This window comes from Vreelandella sp. F11, from assembly GCF_042466685.1.
GTDB lineage: Bacteria > Pseudomonadota > Gammaproteobacteria > Pseudomonadales > Halomonadaceae > Vreelandella.
The window spans coordinates 3,192,956-3,210,552 of sequence record NZ_CP170448.1; the positions used below are offsets into that span (position 1 = coordinate 3,192,956).

Here is a 17,597-nt window from a genome sequence, read left to right on the forward strand (position 1 = left end):
AATAGAGACACACAATCTATGAACCTTGACCTGTTCGCCGATGACGCGCCGCCCGCTGCACCTGATTCAACCTCATCGGTAACGCCACCGACAGAATCAGCCGCCAGTGCCGCCCAGCCGCACCCCGCGCTAAGCGACACCACCGCGCTATTCCTACTGTGTGAGCGCTGGGTTTCCCGTGGCTGGCTGCGGGATCTGGATTTGGCCCTGGTGCGTTTTCTTGACCGTGAAACACAAAACGCCCCGCCGCTGCTACTGCTCGGCGCGGCGCTGGCCAGCCACCAGCTTGGCCGTGGCCATGTGTGCCTGGATATAGCCGCGACGCTGGAAGCGCCAGATTTTGCGCTTTCGCTGCCGCCGGAAGGCGACGACCTGAACGACCCACCGCCGCTGCCCAGCCATGTGCTGGCCACGCTAACGCTGCCCAAATGGCAGGCCGCGCTCGACCACCCCACGCTTATCAACGACGGCCCCGGTAATACGCCCCTGGTACGCAGCGATGGCCAGAACACTACACGTCTCTACCTACGCCGCTACTGGCAGTTCGAGCAAACCCTACACCAGGAAATCGCCGCCCGATTAGCTACCACAGAACTTGATAAAACTGGTGGGAAGCCACTCCAGGGCTTAAGTTATGAGGATTCCACAGAGCATGATGATGTTTGTGGGAGGCCGCTTCAGCGGGCGAAGGGTGACGATAGTCACCCCCAAATACTCAAAGATGCCCTAGATACCCTATTCCCCGCCAGCAACAGCATAGACTGGCAAAAAACCGCCTGCGCCCTAGCCGCCCGCAGCCCCTTCGCGATCATCACCGGCGGCCCCGGCACCGGCAAAACCACCACAGTGGTGCGCCTGCTAGCCCTGCTGCAAACCCTACAACTGGCCCAGCCCAACGCCCACCCTCTGCGCATTCGCCTAGCCGCCCCCACCGGCAAAGCCGCCGCACGGCTAAACGAATCCATCGCTGGGCAGGTGGAACTGCTACCCACAGAGAAACTTGCCGCCTTGTGGGAGGGAGCTTCAGCTCGCGACGATTCAAGCACTGACCAACTACAGGCCGCCATCCCAACCGAAGTCACCACACTTCACAGGCTTTTAGGCGCAAGAGCCGACACCCGCCACTTCCGCCACAACGCCGCCAACCCGCTGGCGCTGGATGTGCTGGTGGTGGATGAAGCCTCGATGGTGGATATCGAAATGATGACGGCGCTACTCAGCGCCCTGCCCGCCAGCGCCAAGCTAGTGCTGCTGGGGGATAAAGACCAGCTGGCATCCGTGGAAGCAGGCGCCGTGCTGGGCGACCTGTGCCGCCGCGCCGACGCCGCCCACTACACACCCGCCACGGCGCAGTGGCTTTTTGAGCTCACCGACTACCCGCTGCCGGAGGCATTAATTGACCCCAACGGCCAGCCGCTGGACCAAGCCATTACCATGCTGCGGGTAAGCCACCGCTTTACTGAATCAAGCGGCATCGGCCAGCTCGCCCAGGCGATTAACCAGCCGTTAAGTGAGGCAATGCAGGAACGGGATAAACACCAAGCAGTGCATGGCGTACTGAATAACGGCTACGCCGACCTGCACCATCTGGTGTTGAAGCCTGACGCGCAAAACGAAGAGAGCGCCCTAGAACGCCTGGTGATCACCGGCAGCCCGCAACGTTTTCCCAACGCAGGCGAAGGCCGTACCAATTTCAAGGGCGAGCCAATTGCACCGCCCACCGGCTACCAGCACTACCTGAATACCCTGGCGAGTGAACGGCCTGATACAGCGCTAGCGTTTGAAGAGAACGGGGAAGCTTACGATGCTTGGGCAAGAGAGGTACTTAAGGCCTACAGCCGCTTTCAGCTGCTGTGCGCGCTACGCAAAGGCCCCTGGGGAGTAGAAGGCTTAAACCTGCGCATCGCCAAAACATTGCGCCGCGAAAAGCTGCTGTTCGGCAACGACCACACGCTAGAAAAAGGCTGGTTTGAAGGCCGCCCGGTGCTGGTCACCCAAAACGACTACGGCCTAAAACTGATGAACGGCGATATCGGCATCACAATGGCGGTGCCTGATCCACGAAGCCCTTCAAACAAGCCAGGAAGATCGCTCTTAAGAGTCGCATTTCCAACCAGCGACCCAGAAAACCCCATTCACTGGGTGCTGCCTTCCCGCCTACACGCGGTAGAAACCGTGTTCGCGATGACAGTACACAAATCCCAAGGCTCGGAGTTTCAGCACACCGCCCTGCTGCTACCGCAATCACCCAACCCGATTCTCACCCGCGAGCTGGTCTACACCGGCATCACCCGCGCCCGCGACTGGCTCACGCTAATCGAAGCCAAACGCGGGATATTGAATGATGCGGTGACTAGGGAGGTTATGAGGGTTAGTGGGATGGGGGTTAATACTTAGCTGCCAAGCCTGCGCGCCGAGCACCGAGCGTCCTATCTATCCAAACTCGTTTGATTGGGGGTGATTGGGGGTGATGTGAGTATTTACGGCACTGCAGCCAGTTGGGCGGTCCACCACACAGTAGGACAAACTCCTTGCGGCTATTAAACGATGCATACTGAAAAGAGATTGCCCATGACTTTGATCACATCCGTTAGATGCTTAGGACATGCGTTTTTAAGCATGGGCCTGCTGTTCATAACGGCACCAACCAGCGCTCAGACGACATCGGCCACCATTGATGATTTTTTCGCCGGCGAAGGTTGCGCCATTGGCCCTACAACACGCCATGCAGCACTAGCTGAGGGTTTTCAGGACAGCGATATTGATGCCTTGGTCAACGAAGTAAAGCTCGATGAACACACCGTGGTGACCGGAGAATGGGTCCTTCTTCCGCCCGACAAGTGCACGATACGTCTTCCAAGTCCTTCAGGTGCACTGGCGCTTAGCGATCCTGAGGTCGTGGCGGCCACCTCCTCGACGATTACTTACTATAGCGAGGCTTATAGCGATAAGGAGGACTTGGGCTGTTTCTTATCCAGCCCAAAACTACATAACAACTTAAGGCAATCACGCGGTTGGGATGATTATACTATTAGCCTCGAATATGCGCGGATGCTCAGTAGCGCCATTGCCCAGGGCAACGCCACTTTTTACTCCGACTCACCGCTGCGCACCCCACCCGGCTATCAGATACTCACAGGAGATTGTGTCAACGTGCCGATGATGCCTGAGATCCGCGAGAGCAATAATTTTTTGCGCGATAATTTCGACTATTTGATCCGCACTCTTGGCCAGTCACTGACTTGCGACTCAGATGCTAACCTCATCATGGTATACAACGAAAACGTCGCTGGCACTTTAGAGGAAGAGACACCATCTAATGCATGGCGGGGTATGGAGATCATGATTATCGCGATGGGCGCAGGCTGGTACGAGGACATGAGCACCACAACCCCAGGCACCCCACGGCCACCACTCTGTCATTATCCATGACTGAAGTGCCCCTCCAGCGGCACCGAAAAGCCCAGCCGCTGGGTTCTGCTTTCCCGCCTGCACGCAGTGGAAACCGTGCTTGCGATGACGGTACACAAATCACAAGGCTCAGAGTTTCAGCACACCGCCCTGCTACTACCGCAAAAAACCCAACCCAATTCTCACCCGCGAGCTGATCTACACCGGCATCACCCGCGCCCGCGATTGGCTCACGCTGATCGAAGCCAAGCGCGGGATATTGAATGATGCGGTGGCCAGGGAGGGATAGTGGGGTTAGAGGAGATTGTTTTTAATCAACATCGGTTTCCTCTTTAATAACTCTAGGTTGCTTTAACACTTAAGTAGCTGAATTATCAGTCAATAACAATATTTTCATTTTCTGACTTTCTTTGAGTAGGTGTTTCGCTGTACCTTTTATTGAGCTCATCATTTACGGTTTCTACAAAAAGATTGCCATGCAGAACATGACGCAAATAAATTTCGCTATTTTTAGTGTAACGATGAACCACATGTATAGCATATGATCGGCAAGCCCAACTTATTAAACCTTTATTATAAAGAGCACCATCAATATCACGCCATTTAACGCCATAAAATCCTTTTTGCCAAGGCAAAACTCCTTGATACAACCATACACCTTCATCATCGATATAAAGTTCAACACTTCGTATATATAAAACTTGATAAGCCAAACAAATAAAAGCTATGACTACAATCACTCCAACTAACCACTGGCGCTCTATCATTTCAGCAATATAAAAGCTAATCACTACTGCTAACATCGTAGTCAATACAGGCCTAAAGTATGCTACCCATGACAAATTATATATTTTTTTACAGCTTTCCATATTCGCCTCTAGCATATTAGATCAATTAAATTACAATATTACACTAATATTTTTACAAAAAAACTTAAGAGGAAAATATTACTTAAAAATTACACTTCAGTTACTTTTAGGCATCTATTCAACCAATCAATCTTACGTAATGTTACTTTTTGCAATATTAAGCCGCACACAAATCCCAGGGCCAGAGTTTCAGCACACCGACTTACTATTATCGCAAACGCCCAACCCGATTCTCACCTGCGATCTGGTCTACACCGGCATCACCCGCACTCGCGATTGGCTCACGCTGATCGAAGCCAAACGCGGGATATGGAATGATGCGTGACTAGGGAGATTATGAGGGTTAGTGGGGTGGGAAGGTTGTAATCCGAACTGACAAGACCGATGCAGATGGGCAGTTTTGGGCTCGGGGTGGCCCTTTGGCGCATTATTATATAACGCCGCGCTCGCAGGAGCCGAGCGTAGATCATGTTTGCGTAACATTTGAGCGCAGCTAAAACACAAAGAAGATCAATTGCAGCGCTGCGTGCAGCGTTTTTTATTGGAATAATTTAAAAAATTTAAAATAAAAGCGATCAAATTAAAAAATTTTAAAACGCAACATTTAAAAATAAAACTCCTCATCCTTTATTACCCAAAACCCATTGCAATCAATCATTATCTCTGAAACCAAATCTTTTGGCAAGTCTGAAATAGAGCGCACGAGCTGATAATTTTGACTTTCCAACCATGCAAAAACATCACTTTTGCTCATGTCGTCACTAAATAGGTGGTGATTCATATCAATAACTTTTTCACTAAAAACTAAATTATAATCACAAACCGGTTTTATCTGCACTATTGCTGAACAATCAAAGCCTGTCGTGTATTTTCCAGCCTCCACTCTATCAGGGGTAACAAAAATACAGCGTGAACGCGCAGACACATTAAAACTCTCTTTAAACCACTGATCAGCATACCGATGAATATTTATCGGTGTAGACACAGGCCTCCTTTCTTTTTTCCTATATTTATTATATTCCATACCGTATTTAGGAATAGACCCTAATCCTCTATATAACTTCACTTTTATTCCTTCGAGAAAAAACAATAATGTAGAAAAACCCAAGCCATATTAACGCCCACTTTTTTGACTGATTTGAAGCGCAGAGTCAAACCAGTCCAGCAACATGCGTTTGTTAAAATTTAATGGCTTGGTTAATGTCATTTTATTGAATGTTCTGCTTGCGCCAGTTATCAACAGCAATTGATAAACGCTTGTCTTTGACTGGTTTTTGCCATTCATCCCAAAAATCAACCGTACCACTATTTGGCTTATTTTGTGGCTCATCAATTCTGATCCGACTAGGCAATAGACTAGCATCGCCAACAACAAGAGCTTCGCCTGTATCAAGAGTTGGCAAAATATCGCTGAATCCGCCAAGGCTATCAGGAAGTAAACGCTTGATAACCCCTTGATCCTCGGCATTGGTCAACCTCATGGATACGAAGTTACTACATTGGCTAAGCATCGTCTTATTTACTTCGGACGGGCGTTGGCTTATCACCACCAAGCTTACGCCGTATTTACGGCCTTCCTTAGCGATGCGCTCGAAAATATCAAGCGAGATGTCGTCGGCAGAGTCGGCCATGTTGCGTTGTGGCATGTAAAGGTGCGCCTCATCACACAGCAACGCGATAGGATGACGTAGATGCGATGGCGTCCATTGTTGGACAGAGAACGTGACCCTTGCAACCAGAGATACAATCAGTGGGAGAACGTCCGACGGCACTTCCGAGAAGTTAATGATCTTAATCCCGGCCTTGCCATTCTCATCTGTACTCCCGAGTACTGCAGTAGTGAATTTATCAAGCCAAGTGAAATCTAGTAGGCCGCCACCGCCGTTGAACATAAAGCCAAGGCGCCTATCGGAGATTTTGTTCTCAAGACGGGAAATCATGCGGGCGAGTTTCCCGAAGAAATCACCTTGTTTCTCTCTGCCACCCGCTCCAGGAACCATCTCAACATTGATGTAATTCAACCGTCCCATAAGAACATCGAGATCAAATGGGACTGGGCTATCTACGGTGAAATGCTTTAACACGTCTTGCTGACCGTTTTCCTCCAAGTAAGTTTGCTTCGCTTGGTTGATTTCGCGCGCCATAATCATGGCCTGGTTGGGGGCATTCTGGTCGCTACGGTCGACGAACATGGACACGAGTGCTTCATAAGAAAGCAGCCAGTACGGAAGGTAGATCACATCATCATCAATGGTACGTTTGGCTTCAACATCAGCAGGGCCAGCAACCTTGAAATGCTGAATGCCTTTGCCCACCAAAGGAGCGTATTCGCCATGAAGGTCAAAGACGATAGCGTTAGCGGTAGAGAGCCCCGACATCTGCTCGATGATTTTGGCAGTCGTCCAGGATTTACCAGAACCGGTACTGCCACCAATAAAGGCGTGGCGTTGGAAAAATTTGTTGCCGTTTAGGTAGGCAACAGCATGTTCGTCCAACGTGTATTTACCGAGAGTCAGGGCATTCCCATCGGCAGATACGCTGGAAAGGGTACGCATGAAACCTGTGAGGTTTTCACCTTCGAGCGAGAAGCAATTCGCGTCTATTTCAGGAACGCTTTCGAGGGTACGACGGAATACGTTTTCCTTTTCGCCGTCACGATCTAGCATAGTGCCAATCAGGGCTATACGGCACAGATTTAACTCTGGTGCGTGGTCATTGATACCGTCATTGATAATGTCTTCGATACCACGTTTGCGGGTCACCTGCGTAATAAGACCGATAAGGTGCTGTCCGGGCCTGCTGCTTTGCAGTACAGCGAGATGGTTAACCTGTAACCTTTTGAGCTGGTCGATGTTCTCCACCTCTACTATTACATTTGTAGTGTCTACAGAGGCAACCTTCCCAAGCGCTTCTTCGTCCTCAAACTTAAAAATCGGCATATCTTCTTCCTATATGATTAGTGATAGGTAACCTTCAAGGCTCCAGATATTCATTTCTACTGTGACTGGAGCCTTATCAAGAGAAGAATAAACGATGGATTGATCGTCTGTATCACCCCGCTCTATTGCCAAGTAGTTCTGCGCATTACCATCAATAATAAGTTTTTTGACTGATTCAGAAAGCGAATAAGTAATAATAGTTACAGGTGTCTTCTGCCTAAGGCACTTCATCATCAACTTCGGCTGAATATGCTCGTCATTAAAGCCGTAGCCAATACAGAGATAAGAACCAGCTTCACTGATAGCTATATCAGCGTGATTGATAATGGAGCGGAACGGTTCCAGATGCGTTTTTTGATATTTCTGGGTGCCAGGGGTCACGATCTGAGGTTGGTAGTTGTCCGGTATCTCTTGGATATTTGAGAGGGCGACAGTATCTTCCAGGGGGGTCTGGAACCAATCCAAAGATCCATGAACCTTCCAGATATTAACTCTGCGCGCAGAGGTGATTTCTGTAGGGCCCGCGAGTTGGCGGAAGAAGCCGTGCGTAAATCCGGTGTAATGATGAGTGCGACTCTGATCGCAGGCATACTCTGCCAGACGATCATAATTTGTAGTGATAATATTTATCTTCTTGAGGCTGCTTCTGAACATATGATCAAGAAGACGGCTCAATGAAAACATCGTATTATCCTGAAGACTCTTCCGAAAAATTTCTATGTCTTCAGAGTTAATTAGCATCCAGGTGGCTTTAATGATTCTGGACGTCAGCTCCTCAGAAGGTGCTACTTGGTGTAGGGCGGATTCCAGGTCTACGCCGTCGCCCAAAACCTGACAGAACTTTTCCCAGACCTCCAGCTCATGAGCTGACAGACCGGACACGTCGGTGTGTGCGATAAGATGATTAGCAAGTGCCCACATCCCTGACATGCCGTGCGCAGCTGAGGCCCCGCTGCCCAGAATGATGACAGGTGCCTTTCCATAGAATTCCTGCGCTTGTTTTTGGTAGTTCAAATCAGGCATATCATTCTCGCTATTATTGCCCCTACATCCTTCAGTTAACTGTGCACCTGTCGACAGCGCTTACTCGCCCTAACAGTGAAGCACTTATGCGTCATGCTCCGCACAGCGTATATATGCTTCACGGATACTCCTAAGTATTAATTTTCATTCGGCAATATCACACCAATCATCGTGCCCACTGCATAACACGGAAGAACGTGCCGACAGTATTTGACGGTATGACCGCTTAGTCACTTCTATCACCAACATTTCCTCTACTATCTGCTCGTAACTCATTGCCTCCTGAGTATGTTGGCCAAACGAAAAGTACGTAGCATCGCCCTTGAAAGAGTAGTGGGTTGCGCTGTCGGAGACCACCAGCAGATCCATCCGTAGGTCATCCCGAGTAATATATTGCCGCGGAGGATAGCCGCGTTCGCGAAGCTCGATAGCTCAGGTGATATTGGCAAGCAAGGTGCCCGCACTGCACCCTCACGCGTGGGGCATGAGGATATAAGATAATGTGGGACTGGATGAAAACCGTTGGCATAAGCCAACCCTTACGTATGAGTATTGTCGTTATACTAAAATTAGATCAAGCCTAGCACCTTAAGCTGATTTGTCCCACTCTAGCTATCAACGGTTACCGCGAAATACGACCTATAGACTGTCGACGCTGCCTAGGCATCCAAGCATGGTTGGCTTGATGGTGGCCACACTCACTATCGTGGGGCAAGGGGACGTAGCACCGGCATCCTGGCGACAAGCTTCAGCGATGCCATGCAGGAACCAGACTGAAGGCGATAATAACGATTAACAAGACAGGGAGCGGAGAATGGCACTTCGATTTAATCGGCGTATCCGTATTGCCCCAGGCATTAGCCTGAACCTCAGCAAAAGCGGAATCGGGGCCTCTATTGGCCCTCGTGGCGCCAAATTAAACGTTAGTAGTCGCGGTGTATATGGCAATGTGGGGCTGCCGGGTACCGGCCTAGCCTACCGTGAGAAGCTCAACAAGCGCGGAGGTCGAAGCACCCAGGCAGGAGCGCCCTCTCCCGGCAAAGCTCTTGAGCAGCAGCTCAAGGCAGGGGGCTCTGCGGTGGTTCGTGTTCGTGTGCAAGAAGACGGGGAGTTCGTGATCACTGACGATGGCGGCCAGCCATATGACGAGACAGAGCTGCGTGTACTTCGTAAGTACGCTGGAGAAGGCATGCGCGATATGCTCCAACAAGCATGTGATCGGCTGAACGCCGACCTCTCTGCGTTGGCAACAGTGCATTGCGATACGCTGTCCCCACGAGACAAGCCAGCATTTCAGAGTCGAGCGTTTCCTGAACCCGAGCCCCAGCGCAGGACTCTTCTTCCGCCAACGCTCTGGAGCCGTATCTGGCCCCCTGCGAGACGTCGGCTAGAAGAGCAAAATGAGCGGCGGGCTGAACAATATACTCGCGCCTTTAGCGAATGGGAGGAGGCAGCGCGGGCCTTTAACGAGCAGGAGCGGCAACGACGTGAGCAGGAAACCGAGTTAGTGCTGACGAACCTCGATGCCATGGCCAATATTCTTGAGGAACACCTGGGGGAAATCCCGTGGCCCAGAGAGACGAGCGTGAGTTTTGATCTCGGAGATGATGCCAGCACCATCGCTATCGACATCGAGCTACCTGAGGAGAATGCCTTTCCAGATGTGGAGTACACCCTAGCCGCTAAGCAACCGAAAGTTTCTGTCAAAAAAATTGCCGCCACTAGGCGGCGCATGCTGTATCGCGACTACGCCCATGGCGTGGCGATGCGAGTACTCGGTGAGATATACCACCGTCTTCCAACCGTTCAGGTAGCGCTTATATCGGCCTACGTGCCGACCCTCGACACCGGAACTGGTCAGCCCACAGAAAAATATCTCTACAGCGTCCTAGTTACCAAGTCTCAGTGGCGAGAAATCAATTTCAAGGCCCTAGCCAACATTGAGCCACCGGCTACCCTTGAGCGCTTCGAACTACGGAGAAAAATGACCAAGACGGGAGTGTTCAAGGCTATTGAGCCGTTCGATGTTGAAGCGCTGGAGGGTTAGTGAGCCCGGGATCAAGATCAACCGAGCCCCAAAAGACAGGGAGTATTTTTGAGATGAGGTCTACGAATCCGCATCTTAATTCAAATCAGCCCCTGGTGTGCAGCAGCAGCTATAGCCTGCGCCCGATTGGTTACATCTAATTTCCGGTAGATATTGCTCAGATGAAACTTCACCGTCCCCTCAGACAGGCTAAGGATAATACCAGTTTCCCATACCGTTTTACCTTCACTTACCCACTTTAGCACTTCCGATTCACGTACAGTCAACGGCTGTACAGGCTTATGCTGTTTTAAAAAACTAGTTGCTGTATGCAACGCTGGCATGACATTACTAAGAGCCCATTGGGCTGCTGGGCATAATGCCTTGCTATCGACGCAAATAGAACAGATTGTGATTATGCCGGAGCCCTCTTGCGCATAACTACACGCGAACCCTGCATGCAAGCCATGATCAGCGGCTTTTTCAAAGAACGTAGTCGGGCAGTAACTTCCAAAGTGTGTATAAGCGTCTTCCCAGGAGTAAATATCTGAGGCTAAAGATGCATAACGTATCACTGGGTCGACCTTACCAAAATCTTGTGCCAAGTAAGTTTGTATCCATCTCGGAGGATAGTCATGGCTAACAAGATGCCTGATTGAGGAAGCGGATGGATGTTTAGCTTGGCACAGAATGATGCCATCGCAACAACTGAGGTCACGAAGCCAGTCCAGCGTGTCTGAGACACCTTGTTCTGGCTGCGACAAGCAGCTTTTCATGTGGTCAACAAGGTCGAAAAGAGTCGCTTCATCTAAGACATCGGACATATCTTCACTCCCTCTTCTATTCGAGAGTTCGCCTAATTACAGCGTCTCTGTAGGTATTACAAATAATACATACCCAATTTGGCGCGGCGTACCCCACTGTTTAAGGTGATTTATAGATAGCTAATCTACCTTCTCCTATAAGCCAAAACTATAATTAACTCCAGCTAGCTCTACCCTATCCATTCGGTTAGTAGACAATGATTTCGATAAAGGTAATGCTAATTTAAAAGATGACGATAACGGTGCTGGTATGCCAATGGGTGCTAAAAAAGCGAAACTACCTTTCGCAAATCCTGATGATGTGAAGACAATCACGCTTGATCATCAGGAGTACCGTCTTGAATATCCATTATGCAACTGTCGTTTAACCCAAGCATTCGAGCTTAGAGCCAAAGTCTTCTGCAGTGAGCTTGGGTGGGTAGGCCACAAAGGGCAATTGAGAGAAGTCGATACTTTCGATAGTAGCGTTTGGCATCTTGGAGTTCTGGCTCAGGGTAAGCTAGCAGCGTATTTACGTGTTCATCCTTATTGGGCGCCTTGGATGATCGATAGTGTTTTTTCTGACATCGCGCCGACAGATTGCTCAATACGACGGCCCGGTGTCTGCGAGGTGTCACGCTTAGTAGTAGCTCCCGCATTCCGCCGCTTCGTTTTTTCAGATGATCAGACAGCAACTAGCTTGATCTTACAGCTATTGTACACTTTTTGTTTTCTGCACCAAATCGATAAGGTGTACATGATCGTTACTAATCACTCACTTCGTGCCTTGAGACTGCAAGGTCTCCCCTGCCATCCCAGGCCACGGGCTCATCGCCAGTCTGATCGGGATGCACCGGTTTTTGCTACCCTCGACTGGGATGAGTTTAGGTCGAGTAGCGATTCGCTTATTGCTAAACGACGCCCTGCATTTTTAGCAATGGTGGCACAAGCCAAGCTCGCGCATAAGGGGAAGCTAGCGCGAGCATCTCAATGTCACTGCCAAGTACATCTGTAATCTCATCTTCTATTCTTTACTGTCTTATTCTTACTGATGTCCGCCGTCGGATACGAGCGGGTCATGTATGAACTGACCTCGATTTTCTTTTCTGGCTAGCCCTTTTCTCTATAACTGCTCTAGATAACTGGCTGTTAGCTGTTGCGCTAGCAAGTAGCTAACACTCAATCACAACAATAAAGCAAGTCTTGCCCGAACGCGGAGTAAGTCAGCATATGCCTATCCAGATGGACAGGTGCGCAGTCTAACAATGCCCGATAACCTCATAAGTGCCGACGTCGGAATTGAAACCAAAGCCATAAAAGGAGAAAGACATGTTGAAGAAAAATATCATGAAGAAGCACCTCCCTAGTGTGCTACGTCAAAAGACGTCTACCTTCAAAGCGAGCAGTGCAATCCGCGGGACAGGCGGCGGTGCCATTATTGAGGGCACCTATGCTGTTTACCGGGGCCCATGGATCTAAGGGCTAGCGCCCCACCGGCATGCCGTACCTAGTGCGGCATGCCGCACCGTGATACCTATGTTCCGCCATGTACGTGCGGACATCTCCTGCTCAGTAAACCACGGAGCCATGCCATGGAGGTTTATCCCGTTTTTAGCCAATACGCTCACTATGTCCTACTTAACGGTGAATTCATCATCCTAGATGAGCAAGCAGACTGTTATGTCATCCTTGAGGCACCAACCAGCCTAGAACTTGAGTCGGCACTAATAGAGGGCGGTGAACCGTCAGAGATTGTCCAAGCGCTGCTCGACCAGGGAATACTGGAGCTCTCCAGCCAGCGGCAGACGATCCGGAGAGTGTCAGCACGGGAGCAAGGGATTGGCGACTACGAGTGGCGGTTTGCTCGCCAATTCCACCAGGCCTTCCCAGCTAGGGGGATGCGCCTTCGCGCGTTGCAAACATTGCTTTGGACGAAGGCTTTGCTTTCGATGTGGGGATTTCACACCGCAATGAACAGTCTGCGTGCGCTAAAAGCCACATACACGAATGCGATTCATTTCCCAGCAGAATCCAGTGAGCACAACCGAATTTGCGCGAGCGCGGCTGCAAGCGTAGCAGAGGTAGCACTCTGGGTGCCCTATCGTGTGGAGTGTCTGGAGTATTCCATGTCGCTGTCACGGCTACTTCTTTCACTCGGTGTCTATCCCACGTTCCGAATAGGAGTTCAGCGGTACGACTTCTTATCACACGCTTGGGTTGAAGTCGGGGGAAAAGTGCTAGGCGATGACCCGAACTTACCCGAGAGAATGTGCCCGATTGTTGACATCTAGACCACAGAGCCCCCTGCTATGAAAGATACGTATCCTTCTTCCTATGTGACGACCTATCGGCGCGGGCTTGAGCTGGTTCGCTCACGATATCCACAATTTTTTGTCCACCTCATACTGGTGCTGCTGCTCATGATCAGCATAGCGGCGGTAGGCGCAGCGGTTCCCTATTTGCTCCGGCAGACGACTAACCTCTTAGTGGAGGGGTCGGGTGAGGCTATGGTGGGCATGATCTACGTCTTCGCTACTGCCTACGCGGTCGGCTGGACATTAAGCAACATGATGGAGTGGGGAAAGAATCTCGCGAGTTCATACGTGATGGCCAGATGCGATGCGGCCGTTTATTCGAGTGTTGTGCGGCGTCTCTTACGCCTGCCTTACCAGGCGCAGCATCAGCTCGATACGGGCGTAGTCATGGCGGATGTGAACCGCGCGATGAGCAGCTTTGGCCTGATCAACCATGCCATCTTCTGGACCATCGCCCCTGTAGTCATCCAGCTCTGCTTCGTCTTCGGTATTCTCTGGCAGGTGATCAATCTCACCTTCGCGGTCGCCTTCATCCTGGCCATCGTTATACTCTTCGTGTTGACCTACCGAATTGCCGATACGACAACCCGCATCCATAAGAAATTCTACCAGACGCATACTCAGCTGAGTGAATTCCTCGCGGAGCGACTACGGGCCCTGTACGACATCAAGATCAACCTCGCGGTTGGACATGAAGAACGCACACTCGATCAGCATCTGCACACCTACGTTCACACGGTATACGGGACTCATGCCAAGCTCAGCGGTTTGATGGGCGGACAAGTCCTCGCTGTGGGTCTAGTGCTGGGTGGGTTCACGCTCTATACCGTCAGCGAAACGCTACGCCAGCGCTATCAAGTCGGCGACTTCATCATGATCACGACCTATGTGGTTCAACTCACCTCACCGTTCGTCATGATCGCGGCGGCGCTGATCGACCTCAAGAAGAACTACGTCGCTCTCGGTGACGGCCTTAGATACCTTGACCTGCCTACCGAGCTCCAGGCCGCAGCCGATATTACCCTGGATCATCAGCAGCCTGTCTTCACACTACGTGGCGTTACCCTACGCACCGATGACGCCACCTCCGCCATGCCGCTCAGCACAGAAATCCAGGCAGGCAAGATGTACGGTGTACGCGGCCCATCCGGAAGCGGAAAGTCCACGCTGTTGAGAACCCTTCTAGGGCTTGAGCCTCAGGCAGGCGGCGAGATCCTCTTCCACGGTGTCAGTGTTCGCCATCTTTCGCCGGAGGACATCCTTGGCGAAGTGAGTGTCGTTCCCCAAGCGCCTCTGATTTTCAGCGGTAGCGTTCGCGAAAATCTTCTGTACGCACACCACCAGCCCGTGCCTGACCAGGAGCTACTGGCACTCGTCGAACTGCTGGATCTAGAACGGATCGGCGGTGCAACCTCTGGAGAGGGTGTGCTGGATCGTGATGTTGGCGTACAGGGAAGGAATCTTTCCGGTGGGGAGCAACAGCGTATCGCCATTGGCAGAGCGCTGCTGCGAAGCACACCCACCATCATCCTTGATGAGCCCACGGCGGCGCTGGATAGTGCGCGCGAGATTCAGCTCATGCAGGCGCTAAGAGCAAGCGTTGAGACCTTAGTGGTAGTAAGCCACCGTGAGCAGGTGCTCGCGCTTGCCGATGAGTTCATTGATGTCGGCCCGTGCAATACGCCGATTTTGGCAGAGCAGGGAGGGGGGTAAGCTTATGATTTTGGGAGACTCATCGGATACATTACATGATGGCGGCAATAACCCTTGTATGAAAGGCGTTGTGCATCAGCTCATCGGTCGTGTTCCGCTGCTGATAAGTCTCGATGACAGCTTAATTACACCAGCGCATGCGCAAAGCACGCTCAGCGAGATGACGCCAACGCCCATGGCTCGCGCTCCGTATGTCGAAGCCAAGAACGGCAAAATAAGGGTGCGGAATCCGTTAGGTAGTTGCCGCGAGATCTATTTACGAACTACGTCTTCAGGTGCATTAGTTAGCAGCACACTTGAGGAGATACTCGAGAAAGGAACCAACACGCCAGCGCTTGAGAAGGTTGTCGCGCATCTAAATAACGACCGAACATTGGGTTTCTCAGTTTGGCGAGATGTGCATGTTATCCCCGCCGGCGGTGTGGCTCACCTTCAGCGTGGAGGAGCGATGCACATTGCCTCGGAACTAGACTCAATCCACGACATCAGCAACGCCTCTGGAAATCCGGCTGTGATACTTGAAGAGTTACTTCAACAAGAGGCACTTACAGAGCGTTTCGGTGTTGCATTCTCGGGCGGTTGTGATTCAACTTCTTTGCTCTATGCAGCTGCAGCCGTATACGGGGTAGAGCAACCTGTAGCTTGCACTTGGTACTTTCCAGGCGGTAGTGCACACGATGATGCGAAGATTGCCTCGGCTATTGCCAACGAACTCGGCGTCGAGCACTTCTCGTTAACGCTTTCGGAAGATTTGTTATTTCGTCCGATTCAAGGGCCGCTACCTGCAGCTCCTTCAACTGCACTCGCCTTCCAAGCCGTCATCTACCAGCTTGCGGAGGAACTATCGATACGAACCAAGACACGGCCTGTGACGATTCTAGATGGCCATGGTGGCGACCAGATCTTTCTCGACCCCGTGCCGGTAGCCACGCTACGAAGTACCTTGCGTAGCCAACCTTCGGCATTCCCCCGGAAACTTAAGCACTACGCTCAGTTGTACTCGGTTAGTTATATCCGGGTGTTGCGAGAAATAATGAAGGCCCCTCCCAATCCGGTTAATAAGTTTCTCCGGAAAGAAGTGAGTGCGGGCTTCCGCCAAGATCATCCGTCACTCACAGCGAGAAATGAGCCTATAAGACGCGCATGGATGCAAGATGCTATTAGCGAGAACAGCTATCGTATCATTTGCGATGAACGGGCGAAGTATTTAAGGCCATTTACTCAGGATGAAATGCTCCGATACGCCCTTTCGCTTCCTACAGACGCCCTCTACGATAAAAATCATACGCGCCTGCCTTTTCGGCAGAAAGTTGCTAAGCACTATAATACAAATGCCGTTTTTCGACGCAGGAAGGGCTCAGTTACAGGGGCTTTTCAGAAAACATTGTGGAACGATAGAGCGTATTTGGAACCACTGGTTCTCGAGGGACAGCTCGCTCAGTGGGGACTAATTGATCGTGAAAGGTTTAGAGAAGTCTACAACCAGACGGCACTAGGCTGTGGTGGGTTTGACTATGATCTTTTTAAGCTCCTTACCACTGCGCTACTCCTAGACGCTTATCAAAGGCTGTTGTAGTTGGGGAGATTTGACTGGCAGTGCCTGCTCTTCCAAAAAAATGCCAGCAAGATCGGTTTTGCACGTAGCTTTTCCCATTAGCGTTATGTACAAACCTTCAACTGGGTGCTGCCATCCCGCCTGCACGCGGTAGAAACCGTGTTCGCGATGACGGTACACAAATCCCAAGGCTCGGAGTTTCAACACACCGCCCTGCTACCGCAAACGCCCACTCCGATTCTCACCCGCGAGCTGGTCTACACCGGCATCACCCGCGCCCGCGACTGGCTTACGCTGATTGAGGCCAAACGCGGGATATTGAATGATGCGGTGACTAGGGAGGTTACGAGGGTGAGTGGGGCTATGTGAGCATGTAAGCAACACCTATATTTAAAGTTTAATGGTGTCGGTTTTCGGCCAAAGAACAGTCTTTTAGATTCCACTAATGTAATGTGGTAACTCAGACACCCAATAACCGTCCAGCAGTTTCCGGGGCGGCTGGAGCGCCCTGTTGTGTCATATTGTCACTTAAACCCAGAAAGCTGTAAGTTGTATATAAGTTCCAGCAATGATTAACCAAAACCCAATTGCTGCATTGTAAAACAATATATTCCGCACCCATGTTAAGAATGGCCTTTCTAGGTTATCAATAATCTGCCGTGTAATATACGACGGACTACCATAAGGAAACTCATTTTCGCTACCATATTCATCTATTACCTTTTTAAACAGCCCACTCACCTCAAGTTGAAAAACACCAGAGGCTGTAGCAAGCAAGCCAGAAGAAGCTAGCTATTTTGCAGGGTTAGCACCACCCGTAATAACTGAATAGATACTTACAACTAGGCTAATCAAAGTCGCAACCAGCAATACAATAAAGGCTTGGCGTTCGAACCTCTTAAAGATAACGATATCTCCTATTTGGCCCAACGCCGTGTCCACG

General features: G+C 50.8%; 15 protein-coding genes and 2 pseudogenes. 11 read left to right on the forward strand and 6 right to left on the reverse strand.

What is annotated here, in order from left to right:
* Window positions 1-18: 18 nt before the first annotated feature.
* From recD to ACFIOZ_RS14615, 3 genes and pseudogenes are all read left to right on the forward strand, one after another.
* On the forward strand, window positions 19-2,397 hold the full coding sequence (gene recD / locus ACFIOZ_RS14605; RefSeq protein ID WP_386084092.1) for an exodeoxyribonuclease V subunit alpha: 2,379 nt from the start codon (window positions 19-21) through the stop codon (window positions 2,395-2,397).
* 174 nt (window positions 2,398-2,571) lie between these two features.
* Entirely contained in the window at window positions 2,572-3,432 is an 861-nt protein-coding gene (locus ACFIOZ_RS14610; RefSeq protein WP_386079063.1) for a hypothetical protein, read from the forward strand.
* A 24-nt stretch (window positions 3,433-3,456) separates the two neighbouring features.
* A pseudogene (locus ACFIOZ_RS14615) lies at window positions 3,457-3,700 on the forward strand (ATP-binding domain-containing protein); the annotation flags it as partial.
* A gap of 85 nt (window positions 3,701-3,785) precedes the next feature.
* Here ACFIOZ_RS14615 and ACFIOZ_RS14620 read toward each other — a convergent pair.
* Window positions 3,786-4,280 (reverse strand): hypothetical protein, encoded by a 495-nt coding sequence (locus ACFIOZ_RS14620; protein WP_386079066.1) that lies wholly within the window; start codon window positions 4,278-4,280, stop codon window positions 3,786-3,788.
* 139 nt (window positions 4,281-4,419) lie between these two features.
* Here ACFIOZ_RS14620 and ACFIOZ_RS14625 point away from each other — a divergent pair, with 139 nt between their 5' ends.
* Window positions 4,420-4,605, forward strand: coding sequence for a hypothetical protein (locus tag ACFIOZ_RS14625; protein WP_386079069.1), 186 nt, complete (start codon window positions 4,420-4,422; stop codon window positions 4,603-4,605).
* A gap of 279 nt (window positions 4,606-4,884) precedes the next feature.
* On the opposite strand, the gene ACFIOZ_RS14630 is transcribed toward ACFIOZ_RS14625, so the two are convergent.
* From ACFIOZ_RS14630 to ACFIOZ_RS14645, 4 genes are all read right to left on the reverse strand, one after another.
* Entirely contained in the window at window positions 4,885-5,265 is a 381-nt protein-coding gene (locus ACFIOZ_RS14630; RefSeq protein ID WP_386079072.1) for a hypothetical protein, read from the reverse strand.
* A gap of 223 nt (window positions 5,266-5,488) precedes the next feature.
* Window positions 5,489-7,219, reverse strand: a complete 1,731-nt coding sequence (locus tag ACFIOZ_RS14635) for an ATP-binding protein (RefSeq protein WP_386079074.1) — start codon at window positions 7,217-7,219, stop codon at window positions 5,489-5,491.
* A gap of 9 nt (window positions 7,220-7,228) precedes the next feature.
* Window positions 7,229-8,242: an SIR2 family protein gene (locus tag ACFIOZ_RS14640; protein WP_386079077.1), complete on the reverse strand. Its 1,014-nt coding sequence runs from the start codon at window positions 8,240-8,242 to the stop codon at window positions 7,229-7,231.
* A 144-nt stretch (window positions 8,243-8,386) separates the two neighbouring features.
* Window positions 8,387-8,611 carry a hypothetical protein gene (locus tag ACFIOZ_RS14645; RefSeq protein ID WP_386079080.1) on the reverse strand — a complete coding sequence of 75 codons (225 nt, stop codon included), beginning with the start codon at window positions 8,609-8,611 and terminating at the stop codon, window positions 8,387-8,389.
* A gap of 445 nt (window positions 8,612-9,056) precedes the next feature.
* Between ACFIOZ_RS14645 and ACFIOZ_RS14650 the strand changes: the two genes are divergently transcribed.
* Window positions 9,057-10,289, forward strand: a complete 1,233-nt coding sequence (locus ACFIOZ_RS14650) for a DUF4236 domain-containing protein (RefSeq protein ID WP_386079082.1) — start codon at window positions 9,057-9,059, stop codon at window positions 10,287-10,289.
* 80 nt (window positions 10,290-10,369) lie between these two features.
* On the opposite strand, the gene ACFIOZ_RS14655 is transcribed toward ACFIOZ_RS14650, so the two are convergent.
* Complete coding sequence (locus ACFIOZ_RS14655) at window positions 10,370-11,092, reverse strand: helix-turn-helix transcriptional regulator (protein WP_386079084.1); 723 nt, start codon at window positions 11,090-11,092, stop codon at window positions 10,370-10,372.
* Window positions 11,093-11,348: 256 nt separating this feature from the next.
* On the opposite strand from ACFIOZ_RS14655, the gene ACFIOZ_RS14660 reads away from it, so the two are divergent.
* From ACFIOZ_RS14660 to ACFIOZ_RS14685, 6 genes and pseudogenes are all read left to right on the forward strand, one after another.
* Window positions 11,349-12,086 (forward strand): acyl-homoserine-lactone synthase, encoded by a 738-nt coding sequence (locus tag ACFIOZ_RS14660; protein ID WP_386084094.1) that lies wholly within the window; start codon window positions 11,349-11,351, stop codon window positions 12,084-12,086.
* A gap of 314 nt (window positions 12,087-12,400) precedes the next feature.
* Complete coding sequence (locus tag ACFIOZ_RS14665; protein ID WP_386079086.1) at window positions 12,401-12,550, forward strand: hypothetical protein; 150 nt, start codon at window positions 12,401-12,403, stop codon at window positions 12,548-12,550.
* 113 nt (window positions 12,551-12,663) lie between these two features.
* Window positions 12,664-13,362 carry a lasso peptide biosynthesis B2 protein gene (locus ACFIOZ_RS14670; protein WP_386079088.1) on the forward strand — a complete coding sequence of 233 codons (699 nt, stop codon included), beginning with the start codon at window positions 12,664-12,666 and terminating at the stop codon, window positions 13,360-13,362.
* 129 nt (window positions 13,363-13,491) lie between these two features.
* Window positions 13,492-15,099, forward strand: coding sequence for an ATP-binding cassette domain-containing protein (locus ACFIOZ_RS14675; RefSeq protein ID WP_386084096.1), 1,608 nt, complete (start codon window positions 13,492-13,494; stop codon window positions 15,097-15,099).
* 4 nt (window positions 15,100-15,103) lie between these two features.
* A complete protein-coding gene (locus tag ACFIOZ_RS14680; RefSeq protein WP_386079090.1) occupies window positions 15,104-16,675 on the forward strand; it encodes an asparagine synthase-related protein in 1,572 nt (523 codons plus the stop codon).
* Between the two features lie 58 nt (window positions 16,676-16,733).
* A pseudogene (locus ACFIOZ_RS14685) lies at window positions 16,734-17,023 on the forward strand (ATP-binding domain-containing protein); the annotation flags it as partial.
* Window positions 17,024-17,597 lie beyond the last annotated feature (574 nt).